Origin of the sequence: Glycomyces sp. NPDC047010 (assembly GCF_040644205.1) — a bacterium.
Classification (GTDB): domain Bacteria; phylum Actinomycetota; class Actinomycetes; order Mycobacteriales; family Micromonosporaceae; genus Glycomyces.
Genome location: NZ_JBEYVY010000015.1, coordinates 28,601 through 51,384 on the forward strand (window position 1 = coordinate 28,601; position 22,784 = coordinate 51,384).

General features: G+C 70.7%; 23 protein-coding genes. 2 read left to right on the plus strand and 21 right to left on the minus strand.

Annotation, left to right across the window (positions count from 1 at the left end; translation table 11 throughout):
• Window positions 1–23 precede the first annotated feature (23 nt).
• The 18 genes from AB0A65_RS24565 to metF form a co-directional block, all read right to left on the minus strand.
• Window positions 24–923, minus strand: coding sequence for an MFS transporter permease (locus AB0A65_RS24565; protein WP_359954824.1), 900 nt, complete (start codon window positions 921–923; stop codon window positions 24–26).
• Window positions 920–1,384 (minus strand): hypothetical protein, encoded by a 465-nt coding sequence (locus AB0A65_RS24570; RefSeq protein WP_359954825.1) that lies wholly within the window; start codon window positions 1,382–1,384, stop codon window positions 920–922. Before AB0A65_RS24570 ends, AB0A65_RS24565 begins: the two co-directional genes overlap by 4 nt.
• A 33-nt stretch (window positions 1,385–1,417) precedes the next feature.
• A complete protein-coding gene (locus AB0A65_RS24575; RefSeq protein ID WP_359954827.1) occupies window positions 1,418–1,822 on the minus strand; it encodes a DUF393 domain-containing protein in 405 nt (134 codons plus the stop codon).
• Window positions 1,823–1,833: 11 nt separating this feature from the next.
• A complete protein-coding gene (locus tag AB0A65_RS24580; protein WP_359954829.1) occupies window positions 1,834–2,652 on the minus strand; it encodes a shikimate dehydrogenase in 819 nt (272 codons plus the stop codon).
• Window positions 2,649–3,917 carry an endolytic transglycosylase MltG gene (locus tag AB0A65_RS24585; protein WP_359954831.1) on the minus strand — a complete coding sequence of 423 codons (1,269 nt, stop codon included), beginning with the start codon at window positions 3,915–3,917 and terminating at the stop codon, window positions 2,649–2,651. Before AB0A65_RS24585 ends, AB0A65_RS24580 begins: the two co-directional genes overlap by 4 nt.
• 8 nt (window positions 3,918–3,925) lie before the next feature.
• Window positions 3,926–4,405 carry a Holliday junction resolvase RuvX gene (ruvX, locus tag AB0A65_RS24590; RefSeq protein ID WP_359954833.1) on the minus strand — a complete coding sequence of 160 codons (480 nt, stop codon included), beginning with the start codon at window positions 4,403–4,405 and terminating at the stop codon, window positions 3,926–3,928.
• Complete coding sequence (gene alaS / locus AB0A65_RS24595; protein WP_359954835.1) at window positions 4,405–7,086, minus strand: alanine--tRNA ligase; 2,682 nt, start codon at window positions 7,084–7,086, stop codon at window positions 4,405–4,407. Before alaS ends, ruvX begins: the two co-directional genes overlap by 1 nt.
• A gap of 19 nt (window positions 7,087–7,105) precedes the next feature.
• On the minus strand, window positions 7,106–7,402 hold the full coding sequence (locus AB0A65_RS24600; protein ID WP_359954837.1) for a hypothetical protein: 297 nt from the start codon (window positions 7,400–7,402) through the stop codon (window positions 7,106–7,108).
• Between the two features lie 32 nt (window positions 7,403–7,434).
• On the minus strand, window positions 7,435–7,944 hold the full coding sequence (locus AB0A65_RS24605; RefSeq protein WP_359954839.1) for a DUF948 domain-containing protein: 510 nt from the start codon (window positions 7,942–7,944) through the stop codon (window positions 7,435–7,437).
• A gap of 138 nt (window positions 7,945–8,082) precedes the next feature.
• Window positions 8,083–8,643 carry a hypothetical protein gene (locus AB0A65_RS24610; protein ID WP_359954841.1) on the minus strand — a complete coding sequence of 187 codons (561 nt, stop codon included), beginning with the start codon at window positions 8,641–8,643 and terminating at the stop codon, window positions 8,083–8,085.
• A complete protein-coding gene (locus AB0A65_RS24615; RefSeq protein WP_359954843.1) occupies window positions 8,633–10,015 on the minus strand; it encodes a replication-associated recombination protein A in 1,383 nt (460 codons plus the stop codon). The genes AB0A65_RS24610 and AB0A65_RS24615 overlap by 11 nt, the downstream gene beginning before the upstream one ends.
• Window positions 10,016–10,140: 125 nt before the next feature.
• Entirely contained in the window at window positions 10,141–11,010 is an 870-nt protein-coding gene (locus tag AB0A65_RS24620) for a hypothetical protein (RefSeq protein ID WP_359954845.1), read from the minus strand.
• Window positions 11,011–11,175: 165 nt separating this feature from the next.
• Complete coding sequence (locus AB0A65_RS24625) at window positions 11,176–12,504, minus strand: serine/threonine-protein kinase (RefSeq protein ID WP_359954847.1); 1,329 nt, start codon at window positions 12,502–12,504, stop codon at window positions 11,176–11,178.
• A 217-nt stretch (window positions 12,505–12,721) separates the two neighbouring features.
• Window positions 12,722–14,518 (minus strand): aspartate--tRNA ligase, encoded by a 1,797-nt coding sequence (gene aspS, locus AB0A65_RS24630; protein ID WP_359954849.1) that lies wholly within the window; start codon window positions 14,516–14,518, stop codon window positions 12,722–12,724.
• 162 nt (window positions 14,519–14,680) lie between these two features.
• Complete coding sequence (locus AB0A65_RS24635; protein WP_359954851.1) at window positions 14,681–15,199, minus strand: SAV_6107 family HEPN domain-containing protein; 519 nt, start codon at window positions 15,197–15,199, stop codon at window positions 14,681–14,683.
• A gap of 259 nt (window positions 15,200–15,458) precedes the next feature.
• Window positions 15,459–15,839 carry a tetratricopeptide repeat protein gene (locus AB0A65_RS24640; RefSeq protein ID WP_359954853.1) on the minus strand — a complete coding sequence of 127 codons (381 nt, stop codon included), beginning with the start codon at window positions 15,837–15,839 and terminating at the stop codon, window positions 15,459–15,461.
• 38 nt (window positions 15,840–15,877) lie between these two features.
• The gene (locus AB0A65_RS24645) at window positions 15,878–16,486 is read right to left on the minus strand and encodes a hypothetical protein (RefSeq protein ID WP_359954855.1); all 609 of its coding nucleotides are present in this window, start codon (window positions 16,484–16,486) and stop codon (window positions 15,878–15,880) included.
• Between the two features lie 100 nt (window positions 16,487–16,586).
• A complete protein-coding gene (gene metF / locus AB0A65_RS24650) occupies window positions 16,587–17,489 on the minus strand; it encodes a methylenetetrahydrofolate reductase [NAD(P)H] (RefSeq protein ID WP_359954857.1) in 903 nt (300 codons plus the stop codon).
• Between the two features lie 96 nt (window positions 17,490–17,585).
• Here metF and AB0A65_RS24655 point away from each other — a divergent pair, with 96 nt between their 5' ends.
• Entirely contained in the window at window positions 17,586–18,638 is a 1,053-nt protein-coding gene (locus tag AB0A65_RS24655; RefSeq protein ID WP_359954859.1) for a polyprenyl synthetase family protein, read from the plus strand.
• 121 nt (window positions 18,639–18,759) lie between these two features.
• Window positions 18,760–19,470 carry a hypothetical protein gene (locus AB0A65_RS24660; protein ID WP_359954860.1) on the plus strand — a complete coding sequence of 237 codons (711 nt, stop codon included), beginning with the start codon at window positions 18,760–18,762 and terminating at the stop codon, window positions 19,468–19,470.
• 121 nt (window positions 19,471–19,591) lie between these two features.
• On the opposite strand, the gene AB0A65_RS24665 is transcribed toward AB0A65_RS24660, so the two are convergent.
• The 3 genes from AB0A65_RS24665 to AB0A65_RS24675 form a co-directional block, all read right to left on the minus strand.
• Entirely contained in the window at window positions 19,592–20,779 is a 1,188-nt protein-coding gene (locus AB0A65_RS24665) for a PrsW family intramembrane metalloprotease (RefSeq protein ID WP_359954861.1), read from the minus strand.
• On the minus strand, window positions 20,776–21,369 hold the full coding sequence (locus AB0A65_RS24670) for a hypothetical protein (RefSeq protein ID WP_359954862.1): 594 nt from the start codon (window positions 21,367–21,369) through the stop codon (window positions 20,776–20,778). The genes AB0A65_RS24665 and AB0A65_RS24670 overlap by 4 nt, the downstream gene beginning before the upstream one ends.
• Before the next feature lie 141 nt (window positions 21,370–21,510).
• The gene (locus AB0A65_RS24675; protein ID WP_359954863.1) at window positions 21,511–22,608 is read right to left on the minus strand and encodes a branched-chain amino acid aminotransferase; all 1,098 of its coding nucleotides are present in this window, start codon (window positions 22,606–22,608) and stop codon (window positions 21,511–21,513) included.
• Window positions 22,609–22,784 lie beyond the last annotated feature (176 nt).

A 22,784-nucleotide genomic window follows, 5' to 3' on the forward strand; every position in this document is an offset into this window, starting at 1 on the left:
CCGCCACAAGGGGCGGACCCGCGTCAGGTCTCGAACTGGGGTTCGGGTTCGCGGGTCTTCGCGTCGTCGCGGCGGTCCTTGAAGCGGCGCACGATCGCCTTGGGGTCGATGCGCTCCAGCGGCAGGAAGCAGGCCATGGCGACCAGGTGCGGCAGGAAGCTGATGCCGATCGCGAGGAAGACGGTGACGTGGAAGCAGTAGAAGAACGCGACGATCGCGTACTGGACCCGCTTCCACTTGTACACGAACAGGACGACCGGGGTGAGCAGCTCGAACGCGACCATGCCCCACTGCGCGAAGTGCAGGAGCCACGGGAAGTCGAGCATCCACTCCGAGAAGACGGTGCCGCGGCGGATGATCGCCCACGTGAACACCCCGGAGTTGGCCCACTCGAAGCCGCCGTAGCGGAACTTCGCCCACGCGGACAGGAAGTAGGTGAGGACCACGGCGATCTGCACGAGCTTGAAGCCCCACCCGGCGCGCTCGGAGAGGTGCTCGCGGTCGCCCCACTTCGCGTACGAGGGCATGAGGCACAGGACGAGGAGCAGGGTCATGAACCCGAAGCTGGCGTGGTCGACCTTCCCGTAGGAGTTGGCGATGACCATCCACTCGAAGTACGCGGCGAAGAGGATCCACCCGAACAGCTTGGGCCGGTAGCCGAGCATCATCGGGACGGCCGACGCGAGCATGACGATGAGCGTGCCGGTGACGATCCAGTAGTCGGGGGTCGGCAGCGGGAGGACCCGGCCGACGAACAGCGGCTGGTACAGCTCGCCGGGGACGAAGCGGTGCCCGAAGATGAAGGGCATGTACGCCCACCACTCGATCCACACGTAGAGCCCCGCGAGGAACCGCATGGCGGCGACCCGGCCCAGCGGCACGGGCTCGAAGAAGAAGCCGTTCACGGCGCTGCGGACGCTCACGCGGCCCCCTCCTCGGTCCAGGCGGCGACGACCTCTTCGGTCTCCTCGCCGGTGCGCACGCCGTCGACGAGCTCGTAGCGCCTGGTGACGATCTCGGCGGCCACGATCTCGGGCTCGCCGGGGTGCGCGGCCTCGTACGCCTCCGCGATGTACGCGAGCAGGTCCGGGTCCTCGCGGAAGCGCGTCAGCTGCCCTTCGAGTTCGGCCCGCCGGAACCCGGTGTCGTTGTCGCTGATGGCGATCCGCTCCCCGTCGGCGTTCTCCAGGAACACGTTGGTGCTGTCGGCCCAGCCGTCGGTGTCGTGGGCGCGGGAGTACATCTTGAAGGGCGCGAACGGGAAGAAGTCGTCCTCGCCCCACACGGAGGTCGCCATGAGCGCCAGGACCATCGCGAGGGCGGCACTGACCCTGACGATCCGGCCGGTGCGCGTCAGGGGGCGTTCGGTGCGGTCAGCGGACATCGGGGAAGTATGGCACGGGGCGGTCCGCCGAGGTCAGGCGCCGCTCTGCTGCCCGCGGAGGCGGTCGCGCTCGGCCTGCGGCAGCGAGCACGCGGCCGTGCCGCCGGGGAGGCGGTGCCGGTTGCGCGCGATGAACCGGTACACGGGCCACGCGAGCCACGACACGGGCTTGAGCGACAGGACCCAGCCGATGGGCTTCCAGTACCACTGGGCGCGGCGCAGGAGCACCGCGATCGCGTCGGGGCCCGAGCGCTGGAAGTTCTCCTCGATCCACATGACGGCGGCCTCGGCCTCCTCCTGGGTGACGCCGAGCGCGTCCAGGTCGGACCACTGCCACGGGACGACGCGCGCGGTCGTGCGCACGTGCTTCTCCAGGAAGTTCGCCGACGTGGTGCAGAACGCGCAGTCGCCGTCGTAGAGGAAGACATGATCGTGCATGGTCGGGTCCTTCACTCGGTCCGGGACGGGACCGCGTCGTAGAGTGCGCGGCGCATCGCCGCCACCGGGGCGTCCGCAATGCCCGTGAACTGCGTCCACTGGCGCACGGCCTGCGCGAGCAGGAGCGCGAGCCCGTCGAGGACGCGCACGCCTTCCGCCTCGGCGCCCGCCGCCAGCGGCGTCGGCCACGGGTCGTAGAGGATGTCGAACAGGACCGCGTCGGCGGACCAGTCGGGCCGCAGGTCGTCGGTGACCCCCTTCGGGACCGTCGCGACGACGAGGTCGGCCCGCCCGGCCCGGGCGGCGTCGTCCCAGTCGGCGGCCTTCAAGCGTAGCCCCAGGCGGGCCGCGACGGGTTCGAGCTCGCGCACGGCCTCGCGGCGGCGCGCGTACACGGTGACCGAGGACGCGCCGAGCTGCTGCGCGGCCGCGAGCGCGCCGCGCGCGGACCCGCCCGCGCCGAGGACCGCGACCTCCTCGGCCTCCTTCATGCCGATCTCGGCGAGCGCGTCGACCATGCCGGGGGCGTCCGTGTTGTCGGCGAGGCGGCGCCCGCCGCGCAGGACGAGCGTGTTGGCCGCGCCGATCGCCTCGGCGACCGGGGTGGCCTCCGCGGCCACGTCGAGCGCGACCTCCTTGAGCGGCATGGTGAGCGAGAGCCCCGCCCACGAGCCGTCGAGGCCGTCCACGAACGCGGCCAGGCCGGACTCGTCGCACTCGTGCCGCGTGTACGTCCAGTCGGCGAGGCCCGCCGCGGCGAACCCGGCGTTGTGGATGACCGGCGAGAGCGAGTGCCCGATGGGCTTGCCGAGGACGGCGGCCTTCATCATTGGATGCCGTTCTCCTCGGCGATCACGATGTTCGCCTGGTGCTCCTCGTACGTGGCGGCGAACAGGGCCGACCCGTCGTCGTAGGCGGTCACGAAGAACAGCCAGTCGCCCGCCTCCGGGGTCACCGCAGACTCCAACGCGGCGGCGCCGGGGTTGGAGATGGCGCTCGGCAGGTACCCGGCGTGCTCGGGCGCGGACGGGGACCACGGGTTGTCGGGGTCGCGCATGACCGCGCCCCAGTCGATGTCCTCGCCGGACGTGATCGCGTCCTCCCCGCTGATGAGGCGCCCGTAGTTCCAGATGGCCTCGGACTCGAAGCAGTTGCAGTTGGTCTGCTCGTGGTCGTACGGGTTCAGGTACATCTTGTTGTACATGACCTGGGCGATCTTCGGGTCGTCGGTCGCGATGCCGGACTCGGACTGGACGATCGAGGCGATCTGGAGCGCCATCCACGGGTAGATCTTGAACTCGCCGCCCGTGGGAGGGTAGAACGTCTGGTTCTCCATGGCGCTCGGGTCGTAGTCCGGGTCGGGGTCCTGGATCGACGAGAGCTTGTCGAGGAAGCCGATCTCCTCGATGGTCGAGTTGAACCGCTCGACCATCTCCTTGAGCATGTCGACCGCGGTCCACGTGCTGTCGAACTCGTACGCCGACGGGAACAGGAAGCCCTCCACGGACTTCACCTGCCGGTCCGAGAAGCCCTCGAACCAGATGGGATCGACGCCCAGCGCCTCCGGGTCCTGCGCGGCGGCCTCGAAGTCCGCGATCGGCACGCCCGTGTAGGCGGAGAGGATCTCGTACACCTCGAAGGACCGCTTGCCCTCGGGGACGACGACGTGGTCGAGCGTGAGGTTCGCCGGGTCGGTCATGAACTCCAGTGCCGAGGCCGCGGACATCTCCGCCTCCATGGCGTAGGTGCCGGGCTGGATCGAGGTGCCCGAGTCGTTGTCGTCCTCTGAGGCGTTGAGGAACGCCTTCGCGGAGGCGACGACGCCCTGGGATTCGAGCTCGGAGGCGATGTCGGAGACCAGCCATCCGGACTCGACCGTGACGACGACCTGGTTGCCGTTGCCGTCGCCGGTGAAGTCCTCGGCGACGAAGTAGTCCTTGACGATGTTGTTGTACGCCCACCAGCCGCCGACCCCGAGGACGCCGAACAGCGCGACGACCAGGGTCATGGCGATCAGGGACTTGCCGGAGTCCTTGCGGCGGTGGCTCCGGGGGTTCGCAGAGCGCTCGTCCTCGGTCCTGAAGTCGCCGAGCATCCTTGTTCCTACCTCCGCCGACGGTCCAACCATGTCTGAAGGATCTCGACCGCGGCCGCCTGGTCGACGATGGAGCGCTTCCGCTTGCCTCGCACCCCGCCTTCGTTCAGGCGGCGGGTGGCGACGGCGGTGGTCATGCGCTCGTCGGTCAGGGTCACCGGCGTTGGCGAGACGTGGTCGGCGAACTGCTCCACCCAGGCTCGGGTGTGGGCGGCTGCCGGCCCCTCCTCACCCGAAAGAGTAACCGGTAGGCCGACGACGATTTCGACCACATCGTATTCCCGTGCCGTTTCGGCGATTTCTTGAATATCGGCCGGAATGTTCTCACCAGCGGTTTTGAGGTCGCGACGAACCGTCGCGACCGGGGTGGCGAGGAGCCCGTCCGGATCGCACACGGCGACCCCGATGCGGGCCTTGCCCAAGTCGATGCCGAGACGCCGGCCCCGCACCCACTCGGTGGGTGCGGGGCCGCTGCTCACGTCTTCCATTACTCCCCGATGGCGCGGACGACCGCGTCCAGGAGCTGCGGCGCCTGGTCGGCGGGGACGCCGCCGCCCTGCGCCACGTCGTCGTTGCCGCCGCCCTTGCCGGACAGCGCGGCCTTCACGAGCGCCGCCGCCGACACGTGCTGCGCCTTCGCGGCCGCATTGGCCGCGACGACGATGCTGGCCTTGCCGCCCGCGGTCGCGACGACCGCCGCGACGCCGGGCTGGTCCTCGGGCAGGTGCCCGCGGATCTGCATCGCGAGGTTGCGCACGTCGCCGCCCTTGGTGCCCTCGGGCGCCTGGACCGCGGCGACCTTCACGGCCCCGACCTGCTTCGCGTTCTGCGCGAACTCGGCCGCGCGGCCCGACACCAGCTTCGCCTGGAGGCCCGCGAGCTCGCGCTCGGCGTCCTTGGAGCGCTGGAGGATCGCGCGGACCCGTTCGAGGACGTCGCCTCTTTGAGCGCCCAGTTCCGAGGCGATCTGCGAGACGAGGTCGCGTTCACGGGCGAGGTAGCGGTACGCCTCCATGCCCGTCGCGGCCTCGACGCGGCGCTGGCCGGAGCCGACCGAGGACTCGCCGGTGAGGACCAGCGGGCCGATCTGCGCCGAGTGGGACACGTGCGTGCCGCCGCAGAGCTCGCGCGACCAGGGGCCGCCGATCTCCACGACCCGGACGGTCTCGTCGTAGGTCTCGCCGAACAGGGCGACCGCGCCGAAGTCCTTCGCCTCGGGCAGGGTCATGTACTTGACGGAGACCGGCAGGTCGTCGCGGACGGCCTTGTTGGAGACCTCCTCGATCTCGCTGCGGGTCTCGTCGGAGAGCTTCGCGCGCCACGAGAAGTCCAGGCGCAGGTAGCCGGGCCGGTTGAACGAACCGGACTGGAGCGCGGTCGGGCCGAGCACCTCGCGCAGCGCCGCGTGCACCACGTGGGTGCCCGAGTGCGCCTGGCGGGCGCCGAGGCGCCACTCCGCGTCGACCGTCGCCTCGACGCGGTCGTCCAGGACCAGTTCGCCTTCGAGGACGCGGACCTGGTGGACCACGAGCTTCTTCACGGGCCGCTGCACGTCAACGACCTCGCCGAAGAAGTTCGGGCCGGTGATCTTCCCGGCGTCGGCGTGCTGCCCGCCGGACTCCGCGTAGAACGGGGTCCGGTCGAGCACGACCTCCACGATCTGCCCGGACTTCGCGACCGGGACCGGCTTGCCCTCGGCGAGGATCCCGATGACGCGGGACTCGGTCGCCAGGCCCTCGTAGGCCGTCCAGTCGGTCGGGCCCTGGTCCTGGAGGAGCTGCCAGTACGCGGACAGGTCCGCGTGGCCGGTCTTGCGCGCGGCGGCGTCGGCCTTCGCGCGCTGGCGCTGCTCGGTCATGAGCTGCCGGAAGCCGTCCTGGTCGACCGAGAGGCCCTGCTCCTCGGCCATCTCCAGGGTCAGGTCGATCGGGAAGCCGTACGTGTCGTGCAGCTCGAACGCCTTCGACCCGGACAGGGTCTTGCCGCCCTCGGTCTTGGTCTCGGTGACCGCGGTGTCGAGGATGGTCGTGCCGTGCTTGAGGGTCTTCAGGAACGCCTCCTCCTCGCCGTACGCGTAGGAGGAGATGCGGTCGAAGTCCTGCGCGAGCTCGGGGTAGGACTTGCTCATGCAGTCGCGGGCCACGGGGAGCAGCTCGGGAAGCGCGGGCTTGTCGTAGCCGAGGAGGCGCACGGAGCGGATCGCGCGGCGCATGATGCGGCGCAGCACGTAGCCGCGGCCCTCGTTGGAGGGCACGACGCCGTCGCCGATGAGCATGAGCGCGGAGCGCACGTGGTCGGCGATGACGCGGAAGCGGATGTCGTCCGGGTGCGACTCGGAGGCGGTGTGCGAGGTGGAGAGGCCGTAGCGCTTCCCCGTCAGCTCCGACGCCTTGTCGATGAGCGGGCGGACCTCGTCGATCTCGTACATGTTGTCGACCCCTTGCAGGATCGACGCCATGCGCTCCAGGCCCATGCCGGTGTCGATGTTCTTCTTGGGCAGGTCGCCGAGGATCTCGTAGTCCTTCTTGGCGGGTCCCGCGCCGCGCTCCTGCTGCATGAACACGAGGTTCCAGAATTCGAGGTAGCGGTCCTCGTCGACCTCGGGGCCGCCCTCGGGGCCGTAGTCGGGCCCGCGGTCGTAGTACAGCTCGGAGCAGGGGCCGCAGGGTCCGGGGATGCCCATGGACCACATGTTGTCCTCTTGGCCGCGGCGCACGATCCGGTCCAGGGGGAGCCCGATCTGCTTGTGCCAGATGTCGATCGCCTCGTCGTCGTCGAGGTAGACCGTGGCCCAGACCTTCTCGCCGTCCAGGCCCAGGCCGCCGGACTCGACCGAGCCGGTGGTCAGGTCCCAGGCGTAGCGGATCGCCTGCTCCTTGAAGTAGTCCCCGAAGGAGAAGTTGCCGTTCATCTGGAAGAACGTGCCGTGGCGGGAGGTCTTGCCGACCTCGTCGATGTCGGGCGTGCGGATGCACTTCTGCACCGACGCCGCGGTGTCCCACGGCGGCTTCGCCTGGCCGAGGAAGTAGGGCACGAACTGGACCATGCCCGCGTTGATGAACAGCAGGTTCGGGTCCTCGATCGCCGGCAGCGGTGCGCTGGGGACCACCGTATGGCCGTTGGACTCGAAGAACTTCAGAAACCGGCGTCGGATTTCAGCGGTCTCCATGGGGCACCTCCTTCAAGGTCTAGAACTGCCGGCCGTACAGGGCGCGGTCGTCGTCTTCTTCTTCGTCTTCGGTGAGGAGCGGCGAGATGTCGTCGCCGCGCTCGATCGCGTCGTAGAGCTCGGCCTCTTTGGCCTGCTTGGCCTCGGAGACGTCGGCCCAGAACGATTTGAGCGATTCCCTCATTCCAGCACCGGCATCGCCGATCCGCTCCGCGACCCCGCCCGGAGTGACCGACTCCGCGGCCTTCGTGAGCTTCCGGACCACCACGACGCCGACCACGACACCGATGCCTACCCAGATCATCCGCTTGAGCACGGGGACCCCTCAATCCGTTTTTCTGAGCTTTGCTACTTCGCGGCCTTGCGGCGGGCCTTCGCGGCCCGCTTCGACTCGCGCTTGGTCTGGCGGGACGCCTCGACCATGCGGCGGACCTGGTCCTCGTCGTAGCCCTGGCTGCGCTTCTTCACGGCCGAGCGGAGGCCGAAGCCGAACGCGGCGGCCTTGACCAGCGGCGAGCCGACGGCCGAGACGACCAGGCTCGTGATGTTCGCGACGTTCGAGGAGATGTGGGCGGCGTTCCCGGTGATCGCCGAGACCTTCTCCAGTTCGCCTTCGACCTGCACGAGGGAGGCGTTCACGTTGTCGAGCGTCGCGTTCGCGTTCCGCAGGATCGGGCCGATCTCGTGGTCGACCTTGTCGAGGATGCCGTTGACGCGCGTGACCGTGCCGTCGAGCTTCCGGATGAGACCGACGGCGAGCATCAAGCTGAAGATGAAGAACGCGACCGCGATGATCAGCAGTGCGACTTCCCAGAGGCTCACGTTCGTGAACTCGACCGCCAACGTCTCGCCTGGCACAGCTCTTCCCCCTTGCTGAAGCATGTCCGCCGACCGGTGCGGCTGTTGATTCTGACCCGGTGCTCTCGCGTAGAAGCGACGCAGCCACGACCTTACCTTGCGGGATCGGACATCCGACGCAACGGGGCGCGGCCCGGCCTATCCCGCTTCGGAGAGCGCGCGGCGGTCCTCGGCCAGGCGCGGCAGGGCCGCCTGGGCGGCGACGACCGCGGTCACTTCCGAGCCGACGCACAGCTCGTACCGGTCGCCGCACTCGACGGGGACGACCCACAGTTCGAGGTACAGCTCGTCGCGCACGTAGCAGCCCTCCTCGCCGACGCCGCCGACGCAGGTCCCCGGCTCGGCCGGGGCCCACCCGGCGTTGAGGACGGCCTCCCAGTACACCTGCGAGGTGTCCTCGACGGTGCCTTCGGACTCCCAGGTGCGCATGCGGACCCGGCACTCCCCCAGGCACCAGCGCGAGCCGTACGTCTCGTCGGCAACGCTGACGGCGGCCCAGGCCGGGAGCGCGAGTTCGTCGGCGGCGCGGCGGGTCGGGTCGACGGTGACGGCGCGGCCGAGGAACAGGACCGCGGCCACGAGCAGCACCGCGGAGACGCCGATCGCGACCACGCTCAGGCGCAGCCGCTCGATCCGGGCGCCGGTCCCCTCAAGGGCCGCCGCAAGGCGGCCGGGGCGCGGGGGGCGGTCAGTCGCCATCGGCGCCCCGGCCCTCGTCGGCCTTGCGGACGATGCGGCGGAGCTTGTCGAGGCGCGGCCCGATCTCGGCCTCCAGGCCGTGGCGGGTGGGCCGGTAGTAGTCGCGTCCGGCGACGACGTCGGGCGCGTACCGCTGCGGGACGACGCCGCGCGGGTCGGCGTGCGGGTAGACGTAGGCGGCGCCGTGGCCGAGGTTCTTCGCGCCGCCGTAGTGGGCGTCGCGCAGGTCCGGGGGGACCGGACCGATCTTCCCTTGGCGCACATCGCGGATGGCCTCGTCGATCGCGGTGATGACCGCGTTGGACTTGGGGGCGGTCGCAAGGTGCGCGACGGCCTGCGCGAGGTTGATCCGGGCCTCGGGCATGCCGATGCGCTCGACCGCGGTCGCGGCGGCGGTGGCGGTCTGGAGCGCGGTCGGGTCGGCCATGCCGACGTCCTCGGACGCGAAGATGACCAGGCGCCGGGCGATGAACCGCGGGTCCTCCCCGGCGACGACCATGCGGGCCAGGTAGTGCATCGCGGCGTCGACGTCGGAGCCGCGGAGGCTCTTGATGAACGCGGAGGCGACGTCGTAGTGGCCGTCGCCGTCCCGGTCGTAGCGGACCGCGGCGGTGTCGATGGCGGCCTCCACGACCGCGACGGTGATGACGTCGTCGTCGCCGACGGACAGGGCCGCGGCTTCGAGCGCGGTCAGAGCCTTGCGGGCGTCCCCGGCGGCAGTGCGCACGAGGTGCTCGCGGGCCTCCGGTTCGAGCACGACCTCGCCGTTCAGGCCGCGCTCGTCGGCGACGGCGCGGTCCACGAGCTCCCCGATGTCGGTGCCGTCGAGCTCCCGGAGGGTGAGGAGCACGCAGCGGCTGACCAGCGGCGCGACCACAGAGAAGTACGGGTTCTCGGTGGTGGCGGCCAGGAGCGTGATCGTGCGGTCCTCGACGGCGCCGAGCAGGGAGTCCTGCTGGGTCTTGGTGAAGCGGTGGACCTCGTCGATGAACAGGATCGTCTGCGGGCCGCCGGTGCGGCGGATGCGGCGGGCCTCGTCGATCGCGGCGCGCACGTCCTTGACGCCGGAGTTCAGGGCCGACATGGCGCGGAAACGCCGGTCGCCGGACTGGGCGACGAGGTGCGCGATCGTGGTCTTCCCGGAGCCGGGCGGGCCCCACAGGATCACCGAGAGCGGCTGGCGGCCCTCCACGACCTGCCGCAGGGGCGACCCGGCGCCGAGCAGGTGGTCCTGGCCGACGAGCTCGTCGAGCGCGCGCGGGCGCATGCGCACCGCGAGCGGCTCGTCGCCGGTGGCGGCGCCGGTGCCGAGGATGCCCGACTGCTGCGGCTCCTGCGGCTGGGCGATTTCAAACAGGCCTGGTGCGTCCATCTCGCCATCAGCGTAAGCCATGCGCATGAGCGGGACGCACAACTGAGGCGCCGGTGTGGGCCGCAAAGCGGAGGGCCGCCGCACCGGTCGGTGCGGCGGCCCTCAGTTCAGTTCTGGAGCGGGCGCTAGAAGCCGCCCATGAAGCCGCCCGCGAACTCCTCGAACGGGACGAGGTTCTCGGTGGCGGGCGCGGCGATGTCGTAGGAGCCGCCGATCTCGACGACCTCGCTGGTCATCTCCATGGTCATGCCCTCGGTCTCGGGGAGGGTCATCGACATGGTCTTGAGCAGGCCGTCGTCGTCGAGCGCCACGGTGACCTCGATCGACTCGATCGCGGCGGTGTCGGTGGCGGACGCGCCCTCGGTGAACGCGGCCATCGCCTCGGAGTCGGCGGCGAGCGTACCGGTGAAGGTGTTGTCGCCGGTCTCCTCGACGTTCTCCAGGCTGCCGAGGATCGTCTCGGTCTGCGAGGCGAGGTCCATGCCGCCGAACTGCGAGTACACCTCGCCCATCTCGCCCTCGGTGATGTCCATGGTGAACCAGGCGTCGTCGCCGTACTCGTCGGCCATGCCGTCGAACATGCCGCCGCTGAACTGGAGGTACGCGGTGTCGCCGATGACGATGGTCTCGGTGTGCATGTCGCCGAACAGGGCAGCCATGCTCGGGTCGATCTCCTCGCCGGAGGCTTCCGCCATGGCGCTCATGAGGATGTCGCCCGACGAGGCCGCGTTGTCGCCTTCGACCATGGTGGTCATGGCGACGAACTCGGCGCCGTCGATCGTCATCGTCGACTCCATCTTGTACGAGTCGTTGTCCAGGCCGCTGAAGGCGGCCGCGACCGCTTCCTGCGGGCTGAGGGCCGCGGCGTTGTCGCCGTCGGTGTCGCCGGACCCGCCGGCGGTGTCGTTCGAGCCGTCGCCGCAGGCGACCAGGCCGAACCCGAGCGCGGGCACGGCCAGCGCGCCGACGAGGCGCATCTTGGTACGGGAGTGCATGGGTGTGCTCCTGGGGTCTGGGGATCTGCTTTCCTGATCCGAGCTTAAGGGACGCGTACCACGCGCCGGGGTCCCGATTAGTCGCGCGTGCGCGGTTGCACTAGGGCCGGAAGCGGAAGCGGCCCGCGGATTCGATCCGCGGGCCGCACTGCCGTACTGACGGAACTAACCGGCCTGCGGCGACGACTCCGTGGTCGGGTCGTCGGTCGTCGGTTCATCGGTCGGGTCATCAGTCGGTTCGTCGGTCGGATCGGCGGTACTTGGGTCGTCGGTGGGCGACTCCGACTCGCTCGTCGGCTCCTCGCTCGGCGACTCGGAGGTCTCCTCGTCGGTGGTCCGGTCCCAGTCGTCGTTGCTCTCTTCGGTGGTCTCCTCGTCCTCTGTGGGCGACTCGCTCTCGCTCGTCGCCTCCTCGCTCGAAGAGGACGTGTCGTCGGTGATGTTGCCGTTGCCGGCGTTGTTGTTCGAGTTGATCCACCAAATCAGGCCGCCGATGAGTGCCAGGGCCGCGACGATGCCAGCGATGATGAACCACATCGTGGCGCTCTTCTTCTCCTCGGTCTGGCCGAGCTGGCTCGTGGGCTGCGCGGCGGTGTCGCCGCCCGCGGCCATGGCGCCGCCGAGGAGGGCGGTCTGGTCGGAGCCGAAGTACTGGGTCTGCTGGCCGTCGGGCGGGGTCGATCCGGCGATGGGGATGCCGCCGGTGACGACGCGTCCTTCGCGGGCCGAGCGGGCCATGTCGGCGGCCGAGGCGTAGCGGGCCTTCGGGTCCTTCTGGAGGGACTGGAGCACGACCTGGGCGACGCCGGGCGGGATGTCGCGGGACAGGGGCGGCGGGGCCTGGGTCATGTGGCCGTTCATGACCGCGACGGGCGTGTCGGAGACGAACGGCGGGCGGCCCATGAGGGCCTCGTAGGCGACGATGCCGAGCGAGTAGAGGTCGCTGGCGCCGGTCAGCTCGGCGCCGTTGAGCTGCTCGGGGGACGCGTACGCGAGGGTGCCCATGACGGTGCCGGTCTCGGTGAGGCCGGAGGCGCCGCGGGCGGCGGAGATGCCGAAGTCGACGATCTTGGCGACGCCGGTCTCCTCGTCGACGAGGAGGTTCGCGGGCTTGATGTCGCGGTGGATGATGTCGTGGCGGTGGGCCGTCTCCAGGGCGTCGGCCGCGGCGGCGGTGATCTGCATGACCTCGGCGGGCGGGAGCGGGCCGCGGTCGCGGAGGATCTCGGCGAGGGAGCGGCCGCGCACGAGCTCCATGACCAGGTAGGAGATGAGGCCGTCGTCGCCCTCCTCCTCGCCGTAGTCGTAGAGCGCGACGATGCCGGGCGACTGGAGCGCGGCGACGGCGCGGGCTTCGAGCTGGAACCGGGCGCGGAACTTGTCGCTGTTGGAGAGTCCGGCGTGCAAGATCTTGATGGCGACCGTGCGGCCCAGCCGGGTGTCGGTGCCCTTCCAGACCTCCCCCATGCCGCCCGCGGCCAGTCGTTCGTCCAATCGGTAGCGCCCCGCCACCGAGGTCCCGCTCTGCACGTCGAACCCGCTCCTCTTACTCCTGCTTCGGCCGGATGTTACATATATCAGCCGTCAACGGGCCGCGGCCACTTCTCAAGGACTCCTGCCAGTTCGGAAAACGCTGAGGGGCGGCCGGGCACTCCGAAAACGAGTGCGGCCCGAGCCGTCGGCTCGGGCCGCGCACTACGACATCGTAGGGCTAAGAGGCAACGGGGTCGGTACCCGCTTCCTCCTCTTCCGTCTCCGGAACGTAGTCGATCCCGGCCTCTGCGCGCTGCTCGGGCGTGATCGGCGTCGGGGCCGAGGTCAGGGGGTCGAAGCCGCCGCCGGTCTTCGGGAACGCGATGACGTCGCGGATCGAGTCGGCCTTGGCGAGGATCGCGCACACGCGGTCCCAGCCCAGGGCGATGCCGCCGTGGGGCGGGGCGCCGTACTTGAGGCCGTCGAGGAGGAACCCGAACTTCTCGCGGGCGTCCTCGTGGGTGAGGCCGAGGACGTCGAAGACGCGGGACTGGACGGCGGCGTCGTGGATACGGATGGACCCGCCGCCGAGCTCGTTGCCGTTGCAGACGATGTCGTACGCGTAGGTGAGCGCGTTGCCCGGGTCGGTCTCGAACTTGCCGACCCATTCGGGGTTCGGCGAGGTGAACGGGTGGTGGATCGCGGTCCAGCCGCCGTCGCCGGTGGGCTCGAACATGGGCGCGTCGACGACCCAGCAGAACGCCCACGCGTCGGGGTCGATGAGGCCGGTGCGCTTGCCGACTTCGAGGCGTGCGGCGCCGAGCAGTTCCTGGGCCTCGCGGCGGTCGGTGCCCGCGGCGAAGAAGACGGCGTCCCCGGCCTTGGCGCCGACGGCGTCGGCGAGTCCGGCGAGGTGCTCCTCGGAGAGGTTCTTGGCGACGGGGCCCTTCGGCTCGCCGGTCTCGGCGTTGAAGGTGATGTAGGCGAGGCCCCTGGCGCCGCGCGCCTTGGCCCAGTCCTGCCAGGCGTCGAGCTCCTTGCGGGTCTGGGAGGCGCCGCCGGGCATGACGACGGCGCCGACGTAGCCGCCCGCGTCGATCGCGCCGGCGAAGACGCGGAACTCGGTGCCGCGCAGGTAGCCGGTGAGCTCGACGAGCTCCTGGCCGAAGCGCAGGTCGGGCTTGTCGGAGCCGTAGCGGTCCATGGCGTCGTGCCACTGGAGGCGCGGGATCGGCAGCTGGATCTCGTGGTCGGCGAGCTCGGACCAGAGGGCCTTGACGATGCGCTCGCCCAGGTCGATGACGTCGTCCTGGTCGACGAAGGACGCCTCGATGTCGAGCTGGGTGAACTCGGGCTGGCGGTCGGCGCGGAAGTCCTCGTCGCGGTAGCAGCGCGCGATCTGGAAGTACTTCTCGAAGCCGCCGACCATGAGCAGCTGCTTGAACAGCTGCGGGGACTGCGGCAGCGCGTACCAGGTGCCGGGCTGGAGGCGCACGGGCACGAGGAAGTCGCGGGCGCCCTCGGGGGTGGAGCGGGTAAGCGTGGGGGTCTCGATCTCCACGAAGCCGTCCTCGACGAGGAGGTTGCGGGCGATGTGGTTGGCCTTGGAGCGCAGGCGGATCGCGTGCGTCGGGCCGGAGCGGCGCAGGTCGAGGTAGCGGTGGCGCAGGCGCACGTCCTCGGAGACGTCGACGTGGTCGTCGACCTGGAACGGCAGCGGCGCGGCCTCGGAGAGGACCGTCAGGGCCGTAGCGTTGATCTCGATCTCGCCGGTGGGCAGCTCGGGGTTCTCGTTGCCCTCGGGGCGGCGCGCGACGGTGCCGGTGACGGACACGCAGTACTCGTTGCGCAGCTTCTGGGCGGCCTCGGCGGCCTCCGAGTCGCGGAAGACGACCTGGACGACGCCCGAGGCGTCCCGCAGGTCCACGAACTCGACCCCACCGTGATCGCGGCGACGCGCCACCCATCCGGCGAGGGTGACTTGCTGGTCGACGTCAGCGGCACTCAGCGTGCCGGCGAGGTGTGTCCGATACACGGCCTCAGAACCCCTTAGCGATTGATTGAACAGCGAGCGCGTCAAGCGCTGGCAGCAATCGTATAACCGCCGGTGCGCACCGGTCGCGCGCATATCGCCGGTCACGGCAGGGGTCACCCGGAGGGGGCGGGCCGTCAGCGAGCCCGTTCCCTCAGGTCGTTCTCAGCGTGCGAGAGCGGAGAACCCCAACAACCGCACCACCACGTCGAGGAAGCGCCGCGCGTCGGTGACGATCGAGTCGGCCTCCTCGGGCGTGACGATGTCGGGGATGCCCGCTTGGGCGAGCACCCGTTTGCGGGCGGTGCGGGCGAAGTGGGAGGCCCACTCCTCCAGTTCCGGCGCGACGTTGCGCAGGAGCTCCCAGGTGCTCGACGGGCGGCCGGGGCGGCGCCTGCCGGTGGCGTCCCCGGCGCGGACGGCGAGGACCGCGACGGCGACGCGCAGCGCCGCCATGTGGGCCTCGGCGTACCGCTCGCCGGGCCGCACGCGCTCGGCGGCGTCGTCGAGGTCGGCGCGGGCGGTGGCGAGCAGTTGCAGCGGGGAGCGGTTCGGTAGCTGATCGGCGGGGATGCGCAGCCGGGAGTTCGAGACGGTGCCGGCCTGCACGAGTCGGGGGGAGCCGGTGCCGGCGGTCGACACGGTGGATGCGGATCGCGTGGCTCCGGGTCGGGAAGCAGCCATGGTGGCCTCCTAAACCTCTGTTCGAACTTGCGTTCGAGAAACATGGAACCACAGGGGTACGACATTTCCAACCCCCAACTTCGCACAAAATCAGCGGATCGCTACGGATTGTCGCCCATCCGACAGGAGAAGCCTTGCGCAGCAATGCGAAAGGGCCGCGGACTCTTCAGTCCGCGGCCCACTGTGTTCGCTTCGGCGCCATGCGGCGTTCGATCATGAACGCCGCGGGCGGCCGCGCAATGCCGCCCGGAAATGGCGACTACTCGCTGATCTCGTCCACGAGCCGCAGGTGCCCGCGCGCCTCTTCATTGCGGCCCATGCGCTGGAGGGTGCGGCCGAGGAGCAGGCGGGCGTAGAAGTCCGCCGGGTTGGCCTCGACCATCTTCTCCGAGAGCGCCAGCGCCTTGTTCAGCTGCGCCGACTTGAAGTAGGCGCGGGCGGCCACCAGCATGACGTCCGGGTGCTCCGGGTGGTCGCGCAGCAGCGGCTCCAGGAACTTCAGGGCCGCGTGGGGGTCCTTCTTCGCGAGCATCTCCTCGGCGTCGCGCAGCCGCTGGGTCTCCTCGGGGACCCGGCGCCCGCGCGCGGCGGAGTCGATGAAGGCGGCGATCTGGTCGTCGGTGATGTCGTCGGAGCGCATTCGCTCCTCAACGCGCGCGGGGGCGCGGCCATTCCCGGTCAGTCGTTGCGCAGGGCCGCGCCGACGACGATGACGAGCTGGAGCAGGCCCAGGGCCGCCAGGAGCATCCACGCGGTGATGGCGATCGTCACGACGCCCTCGGTCCACTCGGCGTACTGGCCGCCCCCGGCGACGGCGATGACGCCGCACGCGCCCAGGCCCAGGGCCACGACGACCTCGCGGACCGAGCGCTCCCCCATCGTGGTCATGCCGAGGTCGTTCAGGCCGACCTGGCGGGCGCGCATGCGGGTGAGGACGTACATCCAGCACAGGGCGCCGGTGACGGCCACGGCCCAGCCGGGCGCGCCCAGGAACCAGAGGGCGAGCAGCCAGGCGCCTTCGGAGAGGCGCGCGGCGAGGGGTTCGAGGACGAGGACCCGCCGCGACAGGCTCGTGGAGCGGGCCGCCAGGAGCATGTAGGAAGAGTCCGCAAGGGCCGTGACCGCCAGGAGCGGCAGGGCGATGAGGAGGACCGGTCCGCCGACCACGACGCAGACGGGGATGAAGAGGCTCGCGGTGAGGCCGACGCCGACGACCGCGCCGGGCTGGAACCGCGTGGAGAGGATGACCCGGCCTACAAGGGAGTCGGCGGGCACTCGGGTGCGCATGGGTGTTGTTGTAGCAGACGGCATCAGGCGCGCATTCGCAGCATCGGGCATAGAAGAGGACTCTACGTGTCCCAGTGGTGACCGCAACCCCCCGGCCGGGCTACGGGCGCAGATTCTGCCAGACCCGGCGCGTGGAGCGCGAGTGGTTCAAGGTGGTGAAGTGCAGGCCGGGGGCGCCTTCGGCGAGGAGCCTGGCGCCCATGGCGGTCGCGACCTCTACGCCGATGTCGCGCACGGCGTCGCGGTCGGCGGCCGCGCGGAGGCGCTCGGCGAGGGCCTCGGGGAAGACCATGCCGGTGAGGACCGCGAACCGCTCGATCTGCCTGATGTTCGTGATCGGCATGATGCCCGGGACGATCGGGATGTCGCACCCGGCCGCGGCGACGGCGTCGCGCAGGCGCAGGTAGTCCTCGACGTCGTAGAAGATCTGCGTGATCGCGAAGTCGGCCCCGGCGCGGCACTTCTCCACGAAGTAGCGGACCCCGGTGTCCCAGTCGACGTCCCGCGGGTGGCCGTCGGGGAACGCGGCGACGCCGACGCTGAAGTCCCCGGACTCCTTGATGAGCTCGACGAGCTCGCGGGCGTGCAGGATGCCGTCGGGGTGCTTGACCCAGTCGGCGCGCGGGTTCCCCGGCGGGTCGCCGCGCACGGCGAGGATGTTGCGGACGCCGACGTTCGCGAAGTGGCCGATGAGGTTCCGCAGCTCGGCGACGGAGTGGTCGACCGCAGTGCAGTGCGCCATCGTCAGCAGCGTCGTCTCGGCGTTGACGAGGTTCGTCGTGTCGACGGTCTTGAGCCGCGTCGAGCCGCCCGCGCCGTACGTGACGGACACGTAGTCGGCGCCGAGGCGCTCCAGGTCGCGGATGGTCCGCCACAGGACCCCTTCGGCCTGCTCGTCGCGCGGCGGGAACAGCTCGAAGGAGAACTTGGGCTCGCCCGAGCGCAGCAGGTCGCCGATCTTGGCGGCCTTCACCGGCATCACGCTGGGCGTCCCGAGAGTCATGCACTCAACGGTAACGGGACTGGCACACGTGTGCTGACCTGCATTCGAGGACACCCAACAGGTGGGACGCGGAAATGCTCGTCTAGCGTTCGGAACGTGGAGCTCAACGAGCGCGTCGACGCGGCCCTCGCGGCCTTCCTGGACCGGCAGGCCGCGGTCATCTGCGGCATCGACGAACGGCTCGGCGTCTACGCCGACGCGGTGCGCGACTTCGTGCTCGGCGGAGGGAAGCGGCTGCGGCCCGCGTTCGCGTACTGGGGCGCCCGCGGCGCGGGCCTGGAGGACTCCGACGAGCTCGTCGCCTGCGTCTCCTCCCTCGAACTGCTCCAGGCGTCCGCGCTCATGCACGACGACCTCATCGACGGCTCCGACACGCGCCGCGGCGCCCCGTCCGTGCACCGGCGCTTCGCGACCCTCCACGAGAGCGAGGGCTGGTCGGGTCGGCCCCAGGAGTTCGGCTCCGCGGCCGCGATCCTCCTCGGGGACCTGTGCCTGGCCTGGTCCGACGAGCTGTTCTGCTCCGCGGGCATGCCGTTCGCGAAGGTCGCCGCGGCCCGGGGCGACTTCGACCTGATGCGCACCGAGGTGAGCGCCGGGCAGTACCTCGACGTGCTCTCCGAGGTCCGCCGGGACGTCTCGGAGGCCACGGCCGCGAAGGTCGCCCGCTACAAGTCCGCGAAGTACACGATCGAGCGGCCGCTGCTCATCGGCGCGTCCCTCGCGGGCGCCCCCGAGCGCGTCCGCGCGCACTACTCCGCGATCGGGCTGCCGCTCGGCGAGGCGTTCCAGCTGCGGGACGACGTGCTCGGCGTGTTCGGCGACCCCGCGCAGACCGGCAAGCCCGCCGGTGACGACCTGCGCGAAGGCAAGCACACGTTCCTCGTCGCCCGCGCCTGGGCGGCCGCGGACGAGGGCCGCCGGGCGGTCCTGGACGCCGGGCTCGGGGACCCCGGCCTCGACGCCGAGGGCGTGGCGCGGCTGCGCGCGATCCTCATGGACACCGGCGCGCTGGCGGACACCGAGCACCGCATCGAGGCGCTCGCCGCCGAGGCCGAAGCGGCCCTGGAGGACTCGCGGGCCGACGTCGACCCGGCGGCGCTGGAGGTCTTCGCGGGCCTGCTCGTGAAGGCCGTCAAGCGCGACTTCTAGGGCCCGTCCCCCGTTCGGATTCGGTCGTTCGCATGACCCCCGCACGGGTGACCTGACGGTTACCCGGAGTCGACTCGTTCGTTGATCCGAGTGAAGGACACGAACGGACGGTGGGAGACACGTGGGACTCTTCGGTGCCATCGGGCGCGAGACCAAGGGCGCGGTCCGCTCGCTCGGCTACGACCTGCGCCGCTCGAAGCGGTTCCGGCGGATCGGGGTGATCGCGGTGGCGACCGTGGCGGGCGGGGTCATCGCGACCGGCGCGCTCGTGCGCGGCGGCGCCGACATCCCGGGCCTCGCCGAGGGCGACGACGCGGACATCATCGAGGGCTGGTTCGGGCTCGGCTCGGACACGACCGGGCAGGACGCCGAGGCGGCCGGGACGGCTGCCGAGGAGGAGGCGCCCCGGGGCGGCGACGCCGCCGACCCGAGCGCGGAGGAGTCGACCGCGGGAGCGGCGACCCAGGGCCGCGGGAGCGGCGGCGGCACGGGCGGCCGCTCCCCCGACCTGGTGCCCGTCGGCGGCGACGACGGCACCCGCGGGCCCACCGAGGAGGAGAGCTCCCCGACCACGCCGCCGCCGACGGAGGAGCCCACCGAGGAGCCGACGGAGACGACGCCCACGGAGGAGCCCACGAGCGGGGAGCCCACGCAGGAGCCGACCGAGGCCCCGACGAGCGAGGCGCCCACGACCGACCCGGGCGCTTCGGAGTCGGTGACGACGAGCCAGTCGCCGAGCGAGGAGCCGTCGAGCGAGTCGGCGAGCGCGCCCGCGCAGGCCGAGAAGGGCTCGGTCGCCCCGGTCCCCCGCAAGGGCCCGGTCGGCGGCTGACAAAGGCGGGCGCGGGGCGTCAGGGACTCGATCCCGTGATGGCGACCCGGGTCCACCGGGTCGTCGGCCCATTCGCCGCGCAGTCGGGCCCCTCGATCCGATCCCGGTTTCCGCGGCCGGCCTACTTCTTGGCGGCGACCGCGCCCTTCGCCTGGGCCAGTTCGGCCCTGATGGCGGTGATGTTGCGCTTGACGGCGGCCACGTCGGGGCTGTCGCCGTCCCGGTCGCCGCGGCGCTGGTCGCGGGCGACGAGCGTCGCGAGGCTCACCAGCTCGTGCTGGAGCTGGCGCAGCAGCTGCGAGGCGTGCTTGCCCCAGCGCCGCTGGGCGCGCTTGCGGGCGCGGCGCCGCGAGTGCAGGGACCGCATCTCGGTGAGGTCGGCGGTGGTGATCACCGCTTCGTCCTCATCGGACATGGTGGTGACGAACCAGCGCCACTCGGCGCGGGCCGCGAAGTGGTACAGCACGTAGAACAGGCCGAGGATGATCAGGCCCTTGCCGTAGGTCAGCGGGATCGCGAGCCCCGCGGGGAGCGACGGCGGCATCGGCAGGTTCCACAGGCCGTGCATCGCCAGCGCAAGCGCGAACAGCCCGACCATGACCCCCAGGCGCGTGCTGAAGGACCGCCGCGTCTGCGTCACGAAGAACGCGATGCCGAGCCCGGCCGCGCCGGTGTACAGCGGGTGGGAGAACGGTGCGGCGACGAGCACGCGCGTGAACGTCACCGTGAGGGCGCCTGCCATGTCGGAGTTGGGGTTCAGGGTCGCGAAGTTCACGGCGTACGTGAGGTTCTCGACGATCTGGAAGCCGAGGCCCACGAGGGCGCCGTAGATGAGGCCGTCGATGGAGCGGTCGAAGTGCTCGCGGACGATGAGCACGAGCATGACGACGCCGAGGGCCTTGAGCCACTCCTCGTTGATCGGTCCGACGATCGCGGGGCCCCAGGTGCGGGCCCATTTGGCGTCGGCGAGTTCGGCGAGGACGACGAGCGCGGCGTTGTTGGCGAGCATCGCGAGCGCGACGGCGACGATGCCGCCCCAGGCCATCGCGGCGGCGCGGACCGTGGGGGGTTCGCGTTCGAACAGGTCCAGGCGGGAGAGGATCTGGAGGAACACGATCGCGAGGACGGCGTTGACGGCGATGGAGGCCCACAGAGCGGTCGCGATGTCGCCGTAGTCGGGCGAGAAGATCCGGCCGAGTTCGAGCAGGCCGTAGACGAGGCAGGCGACGAACAGCCAGTAGGCGGGGCGCCTGATGCGGATGAACGCGCCCTGGGACTCGACGACGACGCGTTCGGTGCGGACGGTCACTTGCCCTCCAGCTCGAAGGTCGCGACGTACGGGTCGGGGTCGACGTCGGTGGCGGCGGGGTCGGAGCCGGGGGCGATGAGGACGAGGATCGCGGCGGCGCCTTTGTCGTTGCCCACCACGGTGATCGATCCGGCGCTGTCGATGCCGATGATGTCGGCGCGGTACCCGGAGAGGCCGGTGCCGTCGTTCGCGTAGTCGCGCACGTTGTTGTAGATGTAGCCGTTCTGCGCGATGACGGGCTGCACGCGGCGGTCGAGGAGGCGTTCGAGGCTGTCGACGCCGGAGTCGACCTCGACGGAGGCGGTGAGGTGGTCGCGCACGAAGTTCTGGCGCTGGTCGGCGAAGTGGACGCCGGGGCTGGTCCAGCCGGAGCCGGGCAGCTCGTATTCGAGGTTCGCGCCGGCGACGGGGTAGGACTGGAGGAACAGGGTGTCGCCCTCGCCGATGTTCTGGACCGAGTCCCCAAGGGCGCGTTCGAGTCCGATCCACACGGCGACGGGCAGGACCACGGCGACGGCGGCCAGGACGGCCTGCCACACGCGGCCGCGCTCCAGGCCCAGCCGGTTCAGGCGGATGGTGACCTCAGCCAACGCGTCCCCTCCCCGAGACCTTGACGCACGTGGAATCAAAGGTACGGGAAGGGGACCATTGTTTGTCCGGTTTTTCCGCGGACGCGGCGTCCGCTGTCGGGTAGGCGACTGTCGCTCCCCGGCGGCGGACGCCGGTGCAGGTCAGCCGAGCGTGGTGATCCAGCCGTGCGTGTCCTCGGTGCGCCCGTACTGGAGGTCCAGGAGCGTCTGGCGCAGCTGCATCGTGAACTTCCCGGCCTCGCCGCCGCCGATGGTGAACGCGCCCTTGCGTCCCTTCACGGTCCCGACGGGCGTGATCACGGCGGCGGTGCCGCACGCGAACGCCTCGGTGAGCAGGCCCGACTCGGCGTCCTCGCGCCAGCGGTCGATCGAGTACTTCGCCTCGCGGACCTCCCATCCGGCCTCGGTGGCGAGGGTGAGGATGGCGTCGCGGGTGATGCCGGGGAGGATGGTGCCCAGTTCGGGGGTGTAGAGCACCCGCTCGTTCTCGTATGCGAAGAACAGGTTCATGCCGCCGAGTTCGTCGACGTACTTGTACTCCACGGCGTCAAGGAAGATGACCTGGTCGCAGCCGTGGTCGATCGCCTCGGACTGGGGCAGGAGGCTCGCGGCGTAGTTCCCGCCGGCCTTCGCCGCCCCGGTGCCGCCCGGTCCGGCCCGGTTGTACTCCTCGGACACCCACAGCGTCAGCGGCTTCGGGCCGCCCTTGAAGTACGCGGCCGCGGGGGACGCGATGAGGAGGTACAGGTACTCCTTCGCGGGCCGCACGCCGAGGAACGACTCGGAGGCGATCATGTACGGGCGCAGGTAGAGCGTGGCCTCGTCCTGGCTCGGGACCCAGTTCCCGTCCACGGCGAGGAGCTCGCGGATCGACTCCAGGAACCACTCCTCGGGGAGGTGCGGCATGGCCATGCGGGTCGCGGAGATGTTGAGGCGGTGGGCGTTGGCCTCGGCGCGGAACAGGCCGAGCGAGCCGTCCTCGTGGCGGTACGCCTTGAGGCCCTCGAAGATCTCCTGGGCGTAGTGCAGGACCGCGGCCGCCGGGGAGAGCGTGAGCGGCCCGAACGGCTTGAGGGTCGCGCTGTGCCAGCCGCGTCCCTCGGTCCAGGTCATGGTGAACATGTGGTCGGTGAACACGGTGCCGAAGACCGGGTCGGCGAGGATGGCCTCGCGCTCGGCGTCCGGGGTCGGGTTCGGGTGCGGCTCGCGCCTGAGGTCGGGAAGACCGTCGGTGGTCATGATCTGTCCTTCGGGTTCACAAGGTCGAGTGTGCTTGTCGTTACTGGTCCTGATGCTTAACTTACCGCTCGTTCAGGTGGGCGGGCGGCAGGCTCTGATCAGGGCCCTGACACGGAAAAACGCCCGGCGAGGCGTTCTGGTCGAACGCGGGCCCGCCGGGCGCTGAAGCTGTTGCT